The following is an 18,521-nucleotide window of genomic DNA, read 5'->3' as shown; positions in this document are numbered from 1 at the left end:
AGCTAAGCGTCAGCCGCGCAGCATTTCTGCGACGAGGAACGCGAGCTCCAACGACTGCTGGGTGTTGAGGCGAGGATCGCAGGCAGTCTCGTAACGACCCGACAGGTCGCCGTCCGAAATATCCTGCGCGCCACCGAGGCACTCGGTGACGTTCTCGCCGGTCAATTCGACGTGAATTCCACCCGGGTGGGTGCCGAGACCGTTGTGGACCTCGAAGAATCCCTGAACCTCGTCGACGATGCGATCGAAGTGACGCGTCTTGTAACCGGTGGACGCCTCGTGCGTGTTGCCGTGCATGGGATCGCACTGCCAGATGACCTGATGGCCGGTGGCCTGGACCTTCTCGATGATCGCAGGAAGGAGGTCACGGACCTTGCCGTTGCCCATCCGCGAGATCAGCGTCAGGCGACCTGGCTTGTTTGTCGGGTCGAGACGCTCGACGTATTCGACGGCCATCTCCGGAGTGGTCGTGGGACCGATCTTCAGACCGATCGGGTTGGACACCAACTCGGCAAAGGCGATGTGCGCGCCGTCGAGCTGACGAGTACGGTCGCCGATCCACAAGAAGTGAGCCGACAGGTCGTAGAGCTTGGGGTGATCGCTGTCGTTGTCGAGACGCAGCATCGCACGCTCGTAGTCGAGGACCAAGGCTTCGTGGCTCGCGAAGATCTGCGCCTGGTGCAGGCTCGGATCGGTCACGCCGCAGGCATTCATGAACTGCAGGCCACGATCGATTTCGGACGCGAGCTGCTCGTAGCGTGCTCCGGCCGGAGACGCTGCCACGAACTCGCGGTTCCAGTCGTGGACCTTGTGCAGGTCGGCCATTCCGGCGCCGGTGAGCGCCCGAACCAGGTTCATCGCGGCACTCGCATTTGCGTACGCCCGTACCAACCGCGACGGATCGTGGGCGCGGACAGCCTCGTCGGCGACAATCGAGTTGACCATGTCGCCGCGGTAGGACTTGAGGCCCAACGAGTCGATGTCGGCTGATCGAGGCTTGGCGTACTGACCCGCGATACGTGCCACCTTGACCACCGGCATGGAGGACCCGTACGTCAAGACGACAGCCATCTGCAGCAGCGTGCGGATATTGCCCTTGATGTGCGGCTCGGTGTTGTCGGCAAACGTCTCGGCGCAGTCGCCGCCCTGCAACAGGAAGGCTTCGCCGCGCGCTACCTGCGCAAGGCGATCCGACAATGCCTCGACTTCGCTGGCCACGGTGATCGGCGGCACGCTCTCGAGCACAGTGCGCATCGCAGCCGCCTGGTCAGCGGGCCATGAAGGCTGCTGCGCGGCGGGTTTCGCAAGGGCCTCGTCGAGCTGCTGACGCAGTCCGGCGGGCAGCGGCGGAAGTTCGGGCAAGCGGTCGATCGGCACGTCGACAGTCCAGTTCACTAGTACAGGATATTCGCTCACCTACCCGCGCGTCACACAGGCTCTCGTTAGCGCGCGGTCTCGTCTAACCGAGTTCGGCGTCACAGCAGGTCAACGAAGTGACCGGACTCGGGCAATCGCGTCGAACTTCACCAGATTGTGTCGTGCGTCCGCCAAAGCGTCATGCGCGTCGGACGGTGCAGGCGGCAGAGCCGGGCTGCCGTTGTCCTCCCAGAACTGGCGCAACTCCCGCGTGTAACGCGGCAACGACTGGGGCAGTTCGGTCATGTCGCCCCACAGCTGGCACAACGCGACGTGGTCGTACGCCGCGACCCATGCCCACAGTTCGGGAACCACCATCGGCCGCGGTACGAAGAACTTCAGGAGGTCGTCACGGATCTTGTCGCGCGACTTCCAGAGCGGAGACGACGGCGCAGGAAGCTTCGGCAGAACATTCTTGCGCACCCAACTGCCGGCCCGCGCCGGATCGAATTCCGTCGAGACGGCGTAGTACTCTCGGCCGTCCTCGCAGACGACGCCGATGGACACGAGGTCGATGGTTCGACCGTCTTCGATGAATTCACAGTCGTAGAAGTAGCGCACGGCTCAAAACTATGCCGCACCGCCGGTCCCGAGAGCTAATGCACGCCCGGCAGTTGTGGGAAATCTCTAACTGGCGCGCGTGTCCGGGACGTGCGGCCCATCAGTCTGCTCGGCATCGGGGTCGACAACGGCCGCAAGTGGAGCGGCAGCCTCGTCGGACTCCCCGAGCTGGTGGGTCTCGTCGGACGGGGACTCCTCCGCCTTGACCGGCTTCGGGTTCTTCAAACTCGCCGCATAGATGTCGACGTATTCCTGGCCAGACAGCTTCATCAGCTTGTACATGACCTCGTCGGTCACAGCCCGCTCCACGAAGCGGTTGCCGCCCATCCCCTCGAAACGCGAGAAGTCGATAGGTTCACCGACGATGACGGTGACCTTGGCCGGACGCCACATCCTCGAACCGATGGGGTTCATCTTGTCGGTGCCGACCATCGCTACGGGAATCACCTTGACACCGGATTCGAGTGCCAGACGAGCCATTCCGGTCTTGCCCTTGTACAGACGACCATCCGGCGAGCGAGTGCCCTCGGGGTAGATACCGAGCAGCTTGCCGGCATCAAGGACCCGTAGACCAGCGTTGAGCGCGTCCTGGGCTGCGTCCGCACCGGTGCGATCGATGGGCACCTGGCCGACAGCCGTGAAGAACCACCGCTGGAACGCACCCTTGAGTCCGCTGCCAGTGAAGTACTCACTTTTTGCGAGGAACGTGATTCGACGGTTCGAGCGCAGCGGAAGATAGAACGAATCCAGAACTGCCTGATGGTTGCTGGCGAGAATCGCCGCACCGTCAGTGGGAATGTTCTCGTGCCCCTTGATCGTCGGACGCCCGAGCAGCAGGAGAATCGGCCCCAACAACACATACTTGAAGAGCCAATACCACACGGCGTCCCTCCCATTCACAACCCGAATTGCCTTGTGCACGACCTTACTGCGCGCCGGTTACCCTCGCTACACATGCCCCGACCGCCACCTCGTGATCACAAGTGCGACTCAACGCCTGGCAGGCGAAATGATGCCTGGAACCGCCGAACGCGCCAACGCCGCCGCCCCCACCATCCCCGCGGCCTCCCCCAACTGGGCAGTGCGAATCCGGGCCAGAGGTCGATATTTCGCACCCGTCAACAACGTTGCGTACTGCTCACGGGCGTCATCGAGAAACAGTGGAGCCGAACTCGCGACGCCGCCGGCGATCACCACGACATCCGGGTCGTAGGCGTCGGCGACCATCGCCAGGCCGACTGCCAGCCAATGCGTGAACTCAGCCATCGTCGCCAGCGCGAGTGGGTCACCGTCGTACGCGGCATTGGCGATTCGACGCCCGGTCAAGCTGCCCGGGTCGACGGCAACTTCTCGCGCCAGGACTGTTGACGCGGCCGGATCTTCGGCCAGAAGTTCAATTGCTGTGTCCACCAACGCAGTTCCGCTGCAGTACCGCTCCCAGCAGCCGCGCTTGCCACACGCGCACGGGCGTCCGTCCGGCACGACCTGGACGTGGCCGAACTCCGGCGCAACACCGTAACTACCCCGGTACAGCTCACCGCCGATCAGCAACGCGCCACCGATGCCCGTCCCGATCGCCACCGTGACGACGTTCCGGCCACCAGCCGCAGCACCGAACCGATACTCCGCGTACGCCGCCGCATTGGCATCGTGTTCCAGAACAACCGGCAACCCCAGCCGTACGCTCAGGTCCTTGCCGACCGGCGCGTTCACCCACGGCAGGTGCGGAGCAAAAAGCACGATCCCGTGATCCGAGGTGACGAACCCGGCTACCGCCAAACCCACTGCGGCCACATTGTGCCGACTGACCAGTTCACGCACCACCCGATCGAGCGCATCCTCGAGCGACCGCGCGGACTGGGGCGTCGGAGCCTGCATGGTATCGAGCACTTGCCCGTCGACGTCGACCACCGACGCTCGAATACTGGTGCCGCCCACATCTATTCCGACGGTCAGGATGTCGGCATTTGCACTGCGATTGGTGATCATCCGGTCCACACTCCACACTCGGTATGCGTTCTTGACGATTGTGCCCACCGATGGCACCGAAGTACCAGCGTTTACCGCTTGACAGTCACCGTAATCGGAACGAAAGCAGGCGATCGGGGCTTCGGCGACGAGGTACCGTCGGGCGTCGGCGCCCCACCCCCTGGACCACCGTCCGGCTTCCCGTCGGATGGGGCGCGCCCGCCGAGAAACTCGTCCAGCAGCTCACGCAGCAACGCCAGGAGGACGGCAGCATGCCCTGCCAGGATTGCAAGTAACTCGTGATGTTCACCCCGCATCAAGGCTGCAACAGCGCACACCGGGCACCAACTGCAGCCGCTGAATGCAGGCAATTCCTCCGAGGTCTCGAGATCCGCCGCTGCGTTCGTGCGCCCCTCCGCCATCTGCGCCACAATCGGCTCGATCCGGGAGAGGACGGAATCGGCCAACACCCGAAACTCGGCGAGAAGCTTGGTGTGATCGTCGTTCATACAGGCCACACCGTGGGATCCGGCGAGAATCGAATGATCAGATAGGCACCGTCGAGTTCGGCACCGGTCACGACGCATCGCCGTAACACCGACGCAAGTCTCACTCTCCGTCGCACCCCGTCCGCTCCCACCAGCACATCGTCTTCGACCCGACCCAACGTCAGTGACGACGGATCGACGAGCGGCAGATACATCCGCATCGCGTAGACCGACTCCAACCCCGTCCCCGATTCCAGCGTCACCGCTATCGGGTCGGGATGGCGGTGCGGCTGCGCAGCGGCCCCCTCGCCCAGCGCAACTGCAATGTCGCCCAGGGCCGCCAACCCTACCGGTTCGGTGCCGACATGTTCGACAACCGTGACGGCAATCCCATCGGCGGCCTCGCGAACTCCCGCGAGCACCGACATCTGGGCCGCGCGAACGTTGGACAACCAGCACATATCTTCATCTGCGTAACTCTGCGAAACGGGTTGCGGAACAACACTATTGACGATTATCCGAGCAACCGGCAGCACTGAGAGCGCAAGACCGGACAGTGTGCGCCGAGTCGCAAGCGCCGCCGATCCCTGCGCCGACGTCACGAGATGAATCTCCGTGTGCGAAGTGTCGGCGATACACGCTGCGATCTCGTCGACCGACGAGACAATGCGTTCGATTATCGACACCAACAGCATCAACCGCACGTCGGTAGCCGCCACCGCCGCAAGCCGCCTGTGACGCGGCCACAGCCGCTCGAGGTACTCGGACACCATCGCGGGCGCGCCGAGGATCCGCAACGCCTCCGGCGACGGCGGGCAATCCACGATCACGACGTCGTATTCGCCGCTCGATGCCATCCCGACGACCTCGGCAAGCGCCAGAATGTCCGCGATGCCAAGCGAACCCGTGAGTTCCTCGGGCTCCAAAGTCTGGAGCGACGATCCGTGTTCATGGGAACCCGCCGCATCGAGTAGCGCCGACACACCACGGAACTTGTCTTCGACAAGCGTCAGCGTATCGACCTGCCAGACATCCATCCGGTCGAACAATGGGGTCACTACACGCGGAACCGGAATCGCCAGCACATCCGCAAGCGAATGAAGCCGATCGATCGACATCAGCAGAACCTTGGAACCGGCAGTCGCCGCCGACAGCGCTGCGGCAGACGCCAGCGTCGTCGTTCCACTGCCACCGCTGCCGATGAAGAGTTGAAGACGGGCCCGCGCGGCGTTCAGCCCTCGACTCGCTTCTTCAGTTCCTTCAAAGCCGTGTCCGTGATGATCTTCTCGGCCTTGCGTTTGAACAACCCGATCATCGGGATAGTCAGATCGACCGTCAGCTCGTAGGTGACGGACGTACTGCCGCCCGGCTCGGAACGCAAAGTGTACGAACCGGATTGGGACTTCTGAATCTCCCCGCTCACCAGTTCCCAGCTCACCGACATTCCGTCGGGCGCCCACGTGTACGCCAGCTCGTACTTGTCCTTCACCATCCCGGCATCGAGGACGAACCGCACCCGGTTCGCGCGGCCGTTGCCGCCAACTTCCAGAACCTCGACGGACTTGGCCGCCGCAACCCACGCGGGGTACTCCTCGAAATCGGCGATCACGGCCATGACGGCGTCAGGCTGAGCGTCGATGCTGATCAACCCCTTGGTTTTCTCGGCCATCCGACTACTCTTCCTTCCCTCGAAACTTCATGGTCCCCGTAATTCTCCCCGAACACGGGCCTGAAAACTTCCTGCCACGTCACACAGATTCGGGCGCCACACCTGCCGGGCGCCCCGCTTCCAGTTCGCGCTTGAGTTCAAAGGACATGACCTTGCCGTCGACGCGCCGTGCGCGATTCATGGCGGCCAGGTCGAGATCAGCCAGGCCTGACGGCGACACACCCACTGGTTCCGCGTGCAGGAAGTAGTGAACGATGGCGCCGTCCATGACCGGTTCGAGCCACACCTCCATGGTGCCGACGAGACTGCCGGACACGCCCCACCGGAAGCCTGCGGGACCGCGGTCCTCGCGCACCTCGAGCTGGAGATCTCGCCACCACCGGCGCCACTGCGCACGCGAAGACAACAGTTCGGCGACACGCTCGGGCGGTGCCGCGATGAAAGTCTGGTCTGCGACCTGAATGCTGCTCACGACAGTTAGCTTCACATATCGCGTCGACGAGTGAGCGAACGGTGCCACACCACTGCGAAACGGACAGACTGTAAGCCGGGCCACAACTATGCCGGACGTGCGACTACAGTGAATAGCGTCAAACCCTACTCGTCAGTATTTCGCAGTGTCGGAGGTATTTTGTGCCTGAATACAGCGCACCCCAGACGTTCACGATTCCCGAGGATGCCTCTGCGGTCGACTCGGTGTTCACATTCGCGAAGACGAAGCCTGCGGCCGTCGTCTACAAGCGAAAGGTCGGCTCCGCATGGGTCGACGTCACTGCCGGCGAGTTCGCCGCCCAGGTAACCGCAGTTGCCAAGGGTCTGATCGCGATCGGCGTCAAGCAGGGTGATCGCGTCGGGCTGATGTCCGCGACTCGCTACGAGTGGCCACTGATCGACTACGCGATCTGGGCCGCAGGCGGCGTGACCGTTCCGATCTACGAAACATCCGCCGCCGAGCAGGTTCGCTGGATTCTCGAGGATTCCGAAGCCATCGACCTCGTTGTCGAGAACGACGTCCACGCAGCCACCGTCAAGGACGTCGCAGAAGCGTCGCCGTCGCTGCGCACCGTCTACCAGATCGAGACCCCCGCAGGCGGACGCGGCGCCGTCGAGGAACTCTCTGCCCTGGGCGCCGACATTTCCGACGACGAGGTCCAGACGCGTATCAACGCTCTGAAGGCCTCCGATCCCGCAACCCTGATCTACACCTCCGGCACTACGGGCCGCCCCAAGGGCTGCCAACTGACACACTCCAACCTCATTGCGGAGTCGAAGGGCATCCTCGACTCCAACCTCGGCGATCTGCTCAAGACGCCAGGCGTGCGCACGCTGATGTTCCTGCCCCTCGCTCACGTCCTGGCGCGCGCGGTCAGCATCGCCTCGTTCGACGCCGGCGCCACCCTCGGGCACACCAGCGACATTCCGAACCTCGTCCCCACCTTCGGCGAATTCAAGCCCGACTTCATCCTGTCGGTACCGCGAGTGTTCGAGAAGGTCTACAACAGCGCCCGCGCAAAGGCCCACGGCGAGGGCAAGGGCAAAATCTTCGACGCGGCCGCGGAGACCGCTGTCGCGTGGAGCGAGGCCAAGGACAAGGGTGGCGCCGGTATCGTCCTCAAGGCCAAGCACGCGTTGTTCGACAAACTCGTCTACTCCAAGCTGCGGGCAGCCCTCGGCGGACAGTGCCAGCTCGCCATTTCCGGTGGCGCCCCGCTCGGTGCGCGGCTCGGCCACTTCTTCCGCGGCATCGGTGTCACGATCTACGAGGGCTACGGCCTCACCGAAACCACCGCCGCATTTGCCGTCAACACCATCGGCTCCCAGAAGGTCGGAACCGTCGGAAAACCGTTGGCCGGCAACTCTGTTCGCATCGCCGACGACGGTGAGATCCTTCTCTCCGGACCCGTGGTCTTCACCGGATACTGGCGCAACGAGAAGGCAACCGCCGAGTCGACCGAGAACGGCTGGTTCCACACCGGCGACCTCGGAACCGTCGACGCGGACGGGTTCATCACGATCACCGGACGCAAGAAGGAAATCATCGTCACGGCAGGCGGAAAGAACGTCTCCCCTGCCCAGCTCGAGGACGCATTGCGCGCACATCCGCTCATCAGCCAGGCAATCGTCGTGGGCGATCAGAAGCCGTTCATCGGCGCACTGATCACCATCGACGCCGAAGCTTTGCCCGCCTGGAACGAGCGCAACAACAAGGCAGCCGGCACCACCGCGGCTGATCTGGTCAGCGACGGCGAACTTGTCGGCGATATCCAGGACGCGATCGACGAGGCCAACAAGCTGGTCTCCCATGCCGAGGCAATCAAGAAGTTCAAGATCCTGCCGGTCGACTTCTCCGAGGACACAGGCGAACTCACCCCGACGATGAAGCTCAAGCGCAACGTCGTCCACGCCAGCTTTGCCGCGGAGATCGAGATGATCTACACGAAGTAACACCGCGCACACCTGTGGCCGCCATACCTTGGAAAAGGTGTGGCGGCCACAGTGCTTGATGCTCGAGGCTCAGCCGAGCAGCGCCTGCAACTTCGACGCGAGCGTGTCCCACTTCCAATCGGTCGCCACCCAGTCGCGACCGGCGGCGCCCATTGCGGCAGCTCGATCACGGTCGGACAGGATCTCGATCACCGAGGCGGCAACGTCGGCAACCGACGTACCGTCGACCACTAGCCCGGTCTTGTTCTGCTGCACCGTTTCCGGGGCACCGCCACTGCGACCCGCGATCACGGGAACACCCGTTGCCGACGCCTCGAGGTACACGATCCCGAGACCTTCGACGTCGAGTCCCGCACCGCGGGTGCGGCATGGCATCGCAAAAACATCGGCGATGGTGTGATGGGCGGCCAATTCCGCCGCCGGGACGGTGCCCGTGAACACGACGTGATCGTCCATCCCCGTCTTGTGGGCGAGCTCACGCAGTTTCTCGTCGTACGGCCCACCCCCCACGATGACAAGTACAGCGCCGTCGATGCTCGCACGGATAGTCGGCAGTGCCTTGATCAGCATGTCCTGCCCCTTGCGCGGCACGAGCCGTGACAGGCAGAGAATTGTCGGGCGCTCCCCCAGTCCGTACCGTGCCCGCAATTCTGCGCGAGCAGCCGAATCAGGATGGAAGACAGACGTATCCACTCCCGACGGCAGATGCTCCAGCGCAGCCTGCGGCCCGAAAGCCGCCGCGAACCGGCCTCGGGTGTATTTGCTGACGAAGGTAACCGTATCCGTGTTTTCACCGATTGTCCGCAACGACTGCCGCGCACCGGGAATCATCGACCAACCCACTTCGTGACCGTGAGTACTCGCGATCACCCGCGACGCACCTGCCCGGCGGACCACCGGCGCCAACAACGCAAGGGGCGCCGCCGCGCCGAACCACACGGACTCGCAGTCATGCTTCTTGACCAGTTTCGCGGCCCGTCTGGCGACAAACGGAGTCGGAAGCATCAATGTCGTGGGATGCCTCACGACCTCGAAAGGTTGAGCGGCATCGAACTTCTTGTGCGAATCACCACGCCAACGAGGCGCATAGACAACCAACTTGTCGGCCGGAAGATGCTTCGCGAACGTATGTAGATACGACTGGATTCCGCCCGGTCGGGGCGGAAAATCATTGGTCACCAAAAGGGTCCGGCGCATTCGTCCACCGTAAAGCACGAGCCGATCAACCCACGCTGCGGTGCAGCCAATCAACCCAGTGTGCGGTGCAGCCAATCAACCCAGTGTGCGGTGCAGCCAATCCACCCAGCCGTCGCGCAGGTCGTCGATACTCACACCAAGTACGTCGACGATGCGCCGGTTGATCTCCTCCGGTGTCGACGGCCCCACAGCCAAGGCGCGGAATAGTTCCGTCAGCTCGGACTCGCCGAAACGATCCGCAATATAAGCATTGATCGACCACGCCGATTCGTACGCAAGGGAACTCACCACCGGCACGCCCCCGAACTGTGAATCCTCGGGAAACTCCGATGGCACGTCACCGGACCGAACAGCGGCCGCAAGTGTCGGCGCAATCTCCCGCGCCGCCCGCCCGGAGCCACGGTTGCCGGCATACTCCGCGTACCCTTCGAGCACCCACATGGGCGACCCGTCCCGGGTCTGGGATCGCGCCGCGATATGCATCATCTCGTGGCGAAGCACCGCCTGCCGCGTCGTCGAAGTCAAGCGTGATGCGGCAGCCGGCGAGAATATGATGCGCTGCCCACTCACGTCACTGGCACCGTCGCGCACCGTATCCGCCACCGACACAGCCGCTATGGACGATCCGTCGTGCTGCGAACCGACCATCGCCGTGAATTCCTCGGGCGAACCGGCGACCATCACGACTGCCCGCTCTGACCAACCGTCGCCCCACAACTGCGTCGTATTCTTCACAGCGCCGTCGAGGTCGGCGGCCAACGCGTCAACGAATGCCTGCTGGCCCGGGTGCCCGACGACTATCGAATCCTCGGCCGCGTTGGTCGAAACCGCGAGTGGACCGAAATCCCATGGACCGTGCCACGAGTCGACGCTCAACTGCGAACCGCTCGAGCCGCTGCCCAGCACGTCGACAATCGAACCGTCAGCGAATACGAACCACGAACCGTCACGTTCCGCAAAAGTCATCAAGACAGACTTACGCGTCGGCGCCGCATCCACACCGTCGAGTGCATAACGCAGGTTCACCTGAGCGCCCCACAATGTGACGCCGTCGGGCGACCCCGTTCGGGCAGCCTCGACAAGTGTTCCCGGCGAGACCTCGTACGCCCAATCCGAAAAACTCAGTGCACCGGCAGCCGTGGCGCGCCGAATCTCTGCGTCGAGCAACCCCGGGGCGGCGGCAGCATCTACGAACTGCGCCAGCGATGTCGGATCGTCGGACATCTGAGCGCGTGCCCACGAATCGAGGAGCGCTTGAACCTCGCTGACACGCGCAACATCCGCTTCCGCAGCGGACTGCTGGGACGAGCCCGGAGCGTCAGTCAGGACAACGGTCAGTCCGAGGATCACCACAACGGCACACCCGAGCGCAATGAGAGCTGGGTACTCCCAGCGGCGCTTACGGTTCGTCCCGGCTGCGGGGGACGTCATGGGGTCACTCGACACGATGCCGAGTGTAGGAGACGGAGGGGACCCCCAGTCGCAGCGGCCGAGCCACTTGTGACGATGCGCTGGTCAGTAACGGCGAGCAGTCGAGAACTGCATCCCTGCCATCGACTCGACCTTCACCGGTACGCCGAACGTCGACGCGTGGAGGATGTTGCCATCGCCGGCGTAGATACCGACATGCGAATTGTCGCTGTAGAACGTGACGATGTCGCCCGGCTGCAACTGGTCACGGGATATCGGCGTACCACCCGCTGCCTGCGCCTGGCTGGACCGCGGCAGTGTTTTACCGATTTGTTTGTACGACCACACGACGAGCCCGGAGCAATCGAACTCGTTGGGCCCGGTAGCTCCCCAGACGTACGGGTCGCCGATGCGGGTCAAACCAGCCTGTAGTGCCGCGGTGCCCGACCCTGGAGTCAGATTAGCCAGTATTTTGCTGGCGTCGACGCCCTCTGGAAATGTCGACCCACTCAATTGCACGCGTTCGGCTTCGGTCAGATCGTCGAACGCCTTGGTCACCTCGGCAACCTGAGCCTGAAGTTCGCTCTGCTTGCGCTGCAGATCGTCGCTCAGCGCCTTCGCCTGATCAGCCGCAACCCGTGCAGCATCCGCGGATTGTTGCGACGAGTCCGCTGCTTGGCGAGCGTCGAGCGTCGCTTCGTTGAACTGGCGGACCTGCACCGCCGCGTCGTTGGAGATGACATCGAGTGCAGACATCTGATCGAGCAGCTGCTGCGGTGAATCGCTGACCATCAAGGCAAAGAGCCGATTGGTCCGCGCGCCCTGATAATTGGCCGTAGCAATTCGGTTCACAGCCGGCGCAACCTCGGCGACCTTGGCCTTTGCCGCGTCGTACCGTCCCTGATCCTCGACAAGTCGAGCTTCAGCGTCGAGCTGCACGGACGTCTTTGCATCGAGATCGATCTGCGCGTTGTGCAAAGCCTCGTTGGTCTGCTCGGACACTCGGGCGAGTTCGCCGAGCTTCTCGAGTGCCTCGGTGGGATTCGTGATCACCGGGTCGGCGGCCGCCGGCATCGATGGCAACGCGACAAGCCCAACTGCCAATACGCCTGTTGTGAGCGCGATGCGGACCCGGCTGTACTTTCTCGATGAAAACGATCTAGATGAAACCACGGAACGCGACTCTCCGTCTCAGTTTTTGTGATACCTGCCGATGCCCGTCAGGATCTGTTAGCTGGATGTCAACTACCCACACTACCTGCCGACGGCACCTAATGTCTCGATAAGGTTACGGAATGGCATACGTTTGTGTCTACTCGCCGGTAGGTGTAACGGGAGCGAAGCGAGGGTGCACCCCTCGGAACGCCCGGAACTCACCCGGATAAACAGATGTGGGCCTCGAATCAGTTGATTCGAGGCCCACATCTGCACAGAGTGGAACTGCCCCTTTTCCAGTGGATCAGGTCGACCTTCACAGGTACCCGATCAGTGACACCGGATCAGAAGCGGCGAGCACCGTCGTACGGCATGGACGACACGGGTGCCAGCTTCACGGGCTGACCCGCGGTCGAAGCATGGATGACATTTCCGTTGCCCGCGTAGATACCCGAGTGCGATCCGCCGTAGAAGGAGATGACGTCGCCGACACGGAGATCGGACTGCGCAACTGCGACACCGGCTGCAGCCTGGTCGTAGCTCGTGCGGGGGATGTTGAGGCCGGCCTGCTTGTAAGCCCACTGGATCAGACCGGAGCAGTCGAACGCGTCCGGGCCTGCCGCGCCGTACACGTACGGGGCGCCCAGCTTGCTCTCTGCGGCGCGAACAGCCTGCTCACCAAGGGTGGAGATGGGAGCGGCGGGTGCAGCCTGTGCAATCGGCGCAAACGCGGGGTTGTCCGTGACACCGGGGATAACGGGAAGTTCGGGGATCGAGACGCCCGGGATGTCGAACGTACCGACACCGGGGATGGTGATGGGGTCTGCCGAGGCAGGCGCAGCGGTTGTAGCAAAGGCTCCGGCTGCAAGTGCGCCGGCGACAACCAGTGTTGCCGAACGCTTCAAACTTTGTGACGCCACTTAAGGGGTGCTCCATTTCTTCCATTCGTCCGCCGACCGAGTTAGCTGACGGGTTCGGGCTGGGAAGATCAGCCCTACCCGCGTGGTCCGTAGCGATGACGCTTGCTACGCCCCAGGCGGGATTCACCCCAGTGAAACTTGGGTTCCCGGTTCGGGTTCCTCGCGGAGATCCCGATTAGGCGGTTCCTGACGAAGCCGGTCCTTTGTGGCCCGGCAAGACTTCGTTAGGTCTCAGGAAGATTACGAAATGATCGCGGCGATGTCGACCGCATCGCCAATTTCGCGTGCGATTCATCCGAATTTCCGCGCAGTCGCGCTCGATACGCCAAAACGGTCACAGCGGGATAACGATACGTCCGGTTTCCGTAACGTCGTGAACCATTTCTCGTGAGTCGACCCGATTCGATCCGGCCCGGCAATCCGTGACTTACCCCAGATCAGCACCAGTTACGTACCGGTAGGCCCCTTTTCACCCGAGGTGGATTACGAGTCGGCACACGCCAGGCAACGCAGCCAGATCCACTCCACCCGAGTGCGACACCGAAGGCGCCGACACACCTCGAAAATCGCCCAACTGTGACGCTCGTCTCTTTTAGGTCACGGGCGACCAAATGCCGGGGTGCGTGCGATGCCCGTTAGTCCCGAATTCAACTTCTCTTGGTCCTTGCGCCGAAGCGACCGATTCCTGTCGGCCCCTCCCTCTACTGTCTTGCGCTGTGAGTCAAGCCGACGCTGTCAAGGCCGCCGTTGACGCCGATCCGGATATCGGCCGTCAACTGTCGTTCGACGAGCTGGACACTCCGCTCAGCGAGACGACGTTTGTAGTCGTCGACCTCGAGACCACCGGCGGAAGCGCGGACAACGATTCGATAACCGAGATCGGTGCCGTCAAGATTCGCGGTGGCCAGGTGCTCGGCGAGATGGCAACTCTGGTCGATCCCGGGCGGTCGATCCCGCCGTACATAGTCGAACTGACCGGCATCACCGATGCCATGCTGATCAACGCTCCGCGCATCGATCGCGTTCTACCCGCGTTCCTCGAGTTCGCGAAGGGTTCCGTACTCGTTGCCCACAACGCGCCCTTCGACATCGGATTCCTCAAGGCGGCAGCTTCCCGCACGGCCCGGCCTTGGCCACCGTTCCAGGTTCTCTGCACCGTCAAACTCGCCAGGCGTGTCCTGACCCGCGACGAAGCACCCTCGGTCAAGCTCTCTGCGCTCGCGCATCTGTTCCGCGTCTCCACCCAACCGACGCACCGAGCGCTCGACGACGCCAGAGCCACCGTCGACGTGCTCCACGGCCTGATAGATCGGGTCGGCAACCAAGGCGTACACAGTTACAGCGAGCTGATCGACTATCTCCCCAACATCTCGGCTCATCAACGCGCCAAACGCTCCTTCGCCGCAGACCTCCCCCGAAGGCCGGGCGTCTACCTCTTTCGCGGCCCGTCCGACGAAGCGCTGTACATAGGGACGGCAGTGGACCTGCGCCGCCGCGTCCGGGGCTACTTCACCGGTTCCGAGACGCGTGGGCGCATGAAGGAGATGGTGGCCCTTGCCACCCGGGTCGATCATGTGGAGTGTGCTCACGCCCTGGAGGCCGGAGTACGCGAACTCCGACTCCTCGTGGCACACACTCCGCCGTACAACCGCCGCTCCAAGTTTCCCAAACGCGGATGGTGGATCGTTCTCACAGACGAGGCCTTCCCCCGGCTATCCGTGGTGCGTAGCCCGACGCCGCACTCGATCGGACCGTTCACGTCCCGCGCGAGCGCGCAGGAGATTGCAGAGACCGTGTGCGAGTTCACCGGGCTGCGTACCTGCACCAAGCGGATACCTCTTGGCGCCGTGCACGGGCCTGCCTGCCCCGCACGCGAACTGGGCTCGTGCCCGGCAGCCCGAGATGACACCGCGGAGCGCTATGCGGTGTCAGTCGCCGACGTTCGGGAGTTCTTCGCCGGCGTGCACGACATGCCGCTTCAACGAATGAAAGCGCGCATCGAGCAACTCGCTGCCACCGCACTGTTCGAGAACGCGGCCAGACTGCGCGACCGAACTGCCGCAGTTGCAGTAGCAGTACGACGCACTCAAAAGCTCGCCGCCGTCGCCGCCATCGATCAGTTGGTACTGGCGCGCCCCGCGCCGGAAGGCGGCTGGGAATTAGCCGTGATCCGCGCCGGCAGGCTCGCCTCCGCCGGCCTTGCCCGAGCCGGGACTCACCCGATGCCCGTGGTCGACGCCCTCGTGGCATCGGCCGAAACCGCACTTCCCGACAACACACCGCTGCGCGGAGCGCCCCCGGAAGAACTGGCGCTCGTCGTCCGCTGGCTCGGATCGGACGGAATCAGGATCGTCTCCGCTACATCGGGCTACACCGAGCCAGCGTGCGGCGCGGGGCGGTGGGAAGACTGGTGCCACCTCGCCAAGGCTGGAAACGAATCCGAGCGTGCAGAGAACCATCGTGATGCCTGGAATGGGCGCGGCGACGCGAGGACATAAGCTCGACCACAGCACAGCACCGCGCAACCAGAGGAGCGACATGATCAATGCGATCGTCATGATTCACGCCGAATCGGCCCGAATCCCGGAGACTGCTCAGGCCGTCGCCGACATCCCCGGAGTCAGCGAGGTGTACTCCTGCGCAGGGGACGTCGACCTGATCGCGGTAGTCCGGGTCCGTGACCACGCCCAGATCGCAGAGGTCATCACCGGCCGGATCAACAAGGTTCCCGGAGTGACGCGAACCGCCACTCACATTGCGTTCCAGTCCTTCTCCAGCGCCGACGTCGAAGCTGGGTTCTCGCTCGGCGAATGACTCTCAGGCGCCTTCGGTCAGCGCGGTGGTGAGCGACGCCCACCTCCGCAGCAGTTCCGCAGCTGCGCCGCTGTCGATTGCGACAGCGGCCGAGGCCATTCCCGCGGCAATCGCACCTTCCAGGTCGTCACCGACTCCGTTGAAGGCCGCGATCGCCGCGCCCGCGTTGAGTAGCACCGCGTCCCGGACGGGGCCAGGCTGACCGGACAGCAGGGTGCGCGCGACCTGAGCGTTCACGTCCGCGTCGCCGCCTCGCAATTCGTCCAGTGGTACCCGAGCGATGCCCAGATCTCGCGGATCCAGTGTGACGGTTCGAACCGCTCCGTCGGCAACGATGTACACCGTCGACGTCGTGGATGTCGTCAGTTCGTCGAGTCCGTCGTCGCCGCGAACGACCAATGCCGAATTACCGCGCTGCGCAAGAACTCCCGCAACAACGGAGATCAGCTTCGGGAAGGCACACCCGATCAATCCGGCACGCGGCCGAGCTGGATTGGTCAAGGGCCCGAGCACGTTGAAGGCCGTCGGGATGCCGATTTCCTTCCGTGGCACTGCCGCAAATCGCAGGGCCGGGTGAAATACCGGCGCAAAGCAGAAACCGATTCCGACCTCGTCTACGCACCGAGCCACGTCTTCCGGGCCCAGATTGATCCGAACACCCAGTGCTTCGAGCACATCGGCGCCGCCACTCTTCGACGACGCTGCCCGGTTGCCGTGCTTGACCACTCGAATTCCCGAGGCGGCCACCACAATCGAAGCCATGGTCGAGATGTTGACGGTGTTGGAGCGGTCGCCGCCGGTTCCGACGATGTCGACCACATCGGAATCGACCGGCACCGCTTTAGCGTGTTCGAGCATCGCGTCGGCAAGGCCCTGCAACTCTGCGGGTGTCTCGCCCTTCATCTTCAAACCGACACCAAAAGCGGCGATCTGCGCCGAACTTGCGTTGTCGGACATGATTTCGCTCATCGCCCAACGGGAATCGTCGCTCGACAAATCGGAACCATCGGTGAGCTGACCGAGAATCATCGGCCAGGACCGCACGACACCGCTCGAATCGGAGTTCACAGCGTTGGTTGCGTCGGTGCCGGCCATCTACTTCGGTCCCCTATGTTCAGTCGAAATGTTCAGTCGAATCAAATCGCGATGTATCTGACATACGTAGCGTAGTCAGTCACCGTGCGGCAGTCGCGAATCGGTCCGCTCACACTGATCGTCGGCCCTTGCCCGGGCCTGACTGCGCCGCATCCCCCGGCTGCAGCGCGTCCCATCCCGCGACGGACCCACCCAACCGTTGAGCCAAACCTGCCATCCGCGATCGCTCCTGCGAGCAGTGCAGCGCGTCCAGAAGCTGGACGCGTTCGAACACCACACGAACCACACCGTTGCCATCGCTCGACGCGCTATCCGCGGCTGTCACCGAGCGCCGATATCCGTCCTGAGCGACGATCGACTCGGCCTCTCCCAGTGCCGCCTCCGGAAGGTCGAGATGGTGGCGCAGCACCGCCTCCGAATCCGGTCGCCAGCGAGGCGGCGCGGAGGCCCCTCGCTCCAAAGCGGTCGAGCACGATTCCACGTCGTCGAAACCTTCGGCGACGATCTCGAGGTCGGCTCTCGACGGATCCAGTGGAGGCGAAACTTTTCTGCTGAAAATTCTCAGGTACCAACGTCTACTCTGGTGTGCAGCTGCCATCGCGTCAGCATATTCAAAGTGTCGCCACCTGCGCGTACGCCGACCGAAATCGCGAACTCGAGCCTTACGACGCGCCGATGACGGACCCGAGTGGCCGTCTCTTACGACGAAGCGTCATACTTCTGTCTGTGACGAGCGCAGTAGGGACTTCAGGATCGGCAATCACCCAACGCGTGCACTCGCTGAACCGGCCGAATATGGTCAGCGTTGGCACCATCGTGTGGTTGTCCAGTGAGCTCATGTTTTTCGCAGGGCTCTTCGCCATGTACTTCGTGGCACGGGCGCAGGCACCGGAGGGCAATTGGCCGCCGGAGCCTACCGAATTGAACCTTTATTTGGCTGTACCGGTGACGTTGGTGCTGATCGCATCCTCATTCACCTGCCAGATGGGCGTGTTCGCGGCCGAGCGGGGCGACGTCTTCGGACTTCGACGTTGGTACACCATCACTTTGGTCATGGGGGCGTTCTTCGTCGCCGGCCAGGGCTACGAGTACTACCACCTCGTGCATGAGGGCACCACAATCGCCAGCAGTGTCTACGGCTCGGTGTTCTACATGACCACCGGTTTCCACGGCATGCACGTCATCGGCGGTCTCATCGCCTTCGTTTTCTTGATCGCACGCACCCGAGTCAGCAAGTTCACGCCGGCTCAGGCAACCGCAGCGATCGTCGTTTCGTATTACTGGCACTTCGTTGACATCGTGTGGATCGCGCTGTTCGCAACGATTTATTTCATCCGTTAATCAGCTGAACGCCACAGGCAGCCCCTGACGTCCAGTCCGTCC

Annotated in this window: 18 protein-coding genes and 1 riboswitch; of the genes, 4 read left to right on the top strand and 14 right to left on the bottom strand. The window is 63.2% G+C overall.

Going from position 1 to position 18,521, the window contains the following annotated elements:
• Positions 1–9: 9 nt before the first annotated feature.
• The 8 genes from RG2_RS07095 to RG2_RS07060 form a co-directional block, all read right to left on the bottom strand.
• Positions 10–1,395, bottom strand: coding sequence for a class II 3-deoxy-7-phosphoheptulonate synthase (locus tag RG2_RS07095; RefSeq protein ID WP_033231014.1), 1,386 nt, complete (start codon positions 1,393–1,395; stop codon positions 10–12).
• Positions 1,396–1,485: 90 nt separating this feature from the next.
• Positions 1,486–1,977, bottom strand: coding sequence for a polyadenylate-specific 3'-exoribonuclease AS (locus tag RG2_RS07090; protein WP_033231015.1), 492 nt, complete (start codon positions 1,975–1,977; stop codon positions 1,486–1,488).
• Positions 1,978–2,043: 66 nt separating this feature from the next.
• Complete coding sequence (locus RG2_RS07085) at positions 2,044–2,859, bottom strand: lysophospholipid acyltransferase family protein (RefSeq protein ID WP_033231016.1); 816 nt, start codon at positions 2,857–2,859, stop codon at positions 2,044–2,046.
• A 108-nt stretch (positions 2,860–2,967) separates the two neighbouring features.
• A complete protein-coding gene (locus RG2_RS07080; protein ID WP_033231453.1) occupies positions 2,968–3,966 on the bottom strand; it encodes an ROK family glucokinase in 999 nt (332 codons plus the stop codon).
• A gap of 71 nt (positions 3,967–4,037) precedes the next feature.
• Positions 4,038–4,454, bottom strand: a complete 417-nt coding sequence (locus tag RG2_RS07075; protein ID WP_033231017.1) for a hypothetical protein — start codon at positions 4,452–4,454, stop codon at positions 4,038–4,040.
• Entirely contained in the window at positions 4,451–5,635 is a 1,185-nt protein-coding gene (locus RG2_RS07070; RefSeq protein ID WP_080711591.1) for an ArsA family ATPase, read from the bottom strand. The genes RG2_RS07075 and RG2_RS07070 overlap by 4 nt, the downstream gene beginning before the upstream one ends.
• A 29-nt stretch (positions 5,636–5,664) precedes the next feature.
• Positions 5,665–6,102: an SRPBCC family protein gene (locus RG2_RS07065; RefSeq protein WP_033231018.1), complete on the bottom strand. Its 438-nt coding sequence runs from the start codon at positions 6,100–6,102 to the stop codon at positions 5,665–5,667.
• A gap of 79 nt (positions 6,103–6,181) precedes the next feature.
• Positions 6,182–6,574 carry a polyketide cyclase / dehydrase and lipid transport gene (locus RG2_RS07060; RefSeq protein ID WP_033231019.1) on the bottom strand — a complete coding sequence of 131 codons (393 nt, stop codon included), beginning with the start codon at positions 6,572–6,574 and terminating at the stop codon, positions 6,182–6,184.
• A 161-nt stretch (positions 6,575–6,735) separates the two neighbouring features.
• Between RG2_RS07060 and RG2_RS07055 the strand changes: the two genes are divergently transcribed.
• Complete coding sequence (locus RG2_RS07055) at positions 6,736–8,547, top strand: AMP-dependent synthetase/ligase (protein WP_033231020.1); 1,812 nt, start codon at positions 6,736–6,738, stop codon at positions 8,545–8,547.
• 69 nt (positions 8,548–8,616) lie between these two features.
• Here the strand turns inward: RG2_RS07055 and RG2_RS07050 are convergent, their stop codons facing one another.
• The 4 genes from RG2_RS07050 to RG2_RS07035 form a co-directional block, all read right to left on the bottom strand.
• Positions 8,617–9,744, bottom strand: a complete 1,128-nt coding sequence (locus RG2_RS07050) for a glycosyltransferase family 4 protein (RefSeq protein ID WP_033231021.1) — start codon at positions 9,742–9,744, stop codon at positions 8,617–8,619.
• 75 nt (positions 9,745–9,819) lie between these two features.
• Positions 9,820–11,190 carry a hypothetical protein gene (locus tag RG2_RS07045; RefSeq protein ID WP_230589956.1) on the bottom strand — a complete coding sequence of 457 codons (1,371 nt, stop codon included), beginning with the start codon at positions 11,188–11,190 and terminating at the stop codon, positions 9,820–9,822.
• Positions 11,191–11,259: 69 nt separating this feature from the next.
• Positions 11,260–12,228 carry a C40 family peptidase gene (locus RG2_RS07040; RefSeq protein ID WP_092800740.1) on the bottom strand — a complete coding sequence of 323 codons (969 nt, stop codon included), beginning with the start codon at positions 12,226–12,228 and terminating at the stop codon, positions 11,260–11,262.
• Between the two features lie 425 nt (positions 12,229–12,653).
• Positions 12,654–13,229 carry a C40 family peptidase gene (locus tag RG2_RS07035; RefSeq protein ID WP_033231024.1) on the bottom strand — a complete coding sequence of 192 codons (576 nt, stop codon included), beginning with the start codon at positions 13,227–13,229 and terminating at the stop codon, positions 12,654–12,656.
• Positions 13,230–13,243: 14 nt separating this feature from the next.
• A riboswitch (cyclic di-AMP (ydaO/yuaA leader) is annotated at positions 13,244–13,421 on the bottom strand.
• 524 nt (positions 13,422–13,945) lie between these two features.
• On the opposite strand from RG2_RS07035, the gene RG2_RS07030 reads away from it, so the two are divergent.
• Together RG2_RS07030 and RG2_RS07025 are read left to right on the top strand one after the other, a co-directional pair.
• Positions 13,946–15,727: a DEDD exonuclease domain-containing protein gene (locus RG2_RS07030; protein ID WP_072782343.1), complete on the top strand. Its 1,782-nt coding sequence runs from the start codon at positions 13,946–13,948 to the stop codon at positions 15,725–15,727.
• Between the two features lie 40 nt (positions 15,728–15,767).
• Positions 15,768–16,043, top strand: a complete 276-nt coding sequence (locus RG2_RS07025) for an Lrp/AsnC family transcriptional regulator (protein WP_033231456.1) — start codon at positions 15,768–15,770, stop codon at positions 16,041–16,043.
• 3 nt (positions 16,044–16,046) lie between these two features.
• Here RG2_RS07025 and trpD read toward each other — a convergent pair whose 3' ends face one another.
• Positions 16,047–17,138, bottom strand: a complete 1,092-nt coding sequence (gene trpD / locus RG2_RS07020) for an anthranilate phosphoribosyltransferase (RefSeq protein WP_033231025.1) — start codon at positions 17,136–17,138, stop codon at positions 16,047–16,049.
• A gap of 109 nt (positions 17,139–17,247) precedes the next feature.
• Entirely contained in the window at positions 17,248–17,736 is a 489-nt protein-coding gene (locus tag RG2_RS07015) for a hypothetical protein (protein ID WP_033231026.1), read from the bottom strand.
• Positions 17,737–17,864: 128 nt separating this feature from the next.
• Between RG2_RS07015 and ctaE the strand changes: the two genes are divergently transcribed.
• Entirely contained in the window at positions 17,865–18,479 is a 615-nt protein-coding gene (gene ctaE / locus RG2_RS07010) for an aa3-type cytochrome oxidase subunit III (RefSeq protein WP_033231027.1), read from the top strand.
• Positions 18,480–18,521 lie beyond the last annotated feature (42 nt).

This window comes from Rhodococcus globerulus NBRC 14531 (assembly GCF_001894805.1).
In the GTDB taxonomy this organism is placed as follows: Bacteria; Actinomycetota; Actinomycetes; order Mycobacteriales; family Mycobacteriaceae; genus Rhodococcus_F; species Rhodococcus_F globerula.
Note: the sequence above shows the minus strand (reverse complement) of the source record. Positions and strands in the feature narration are given on the sequence as shown.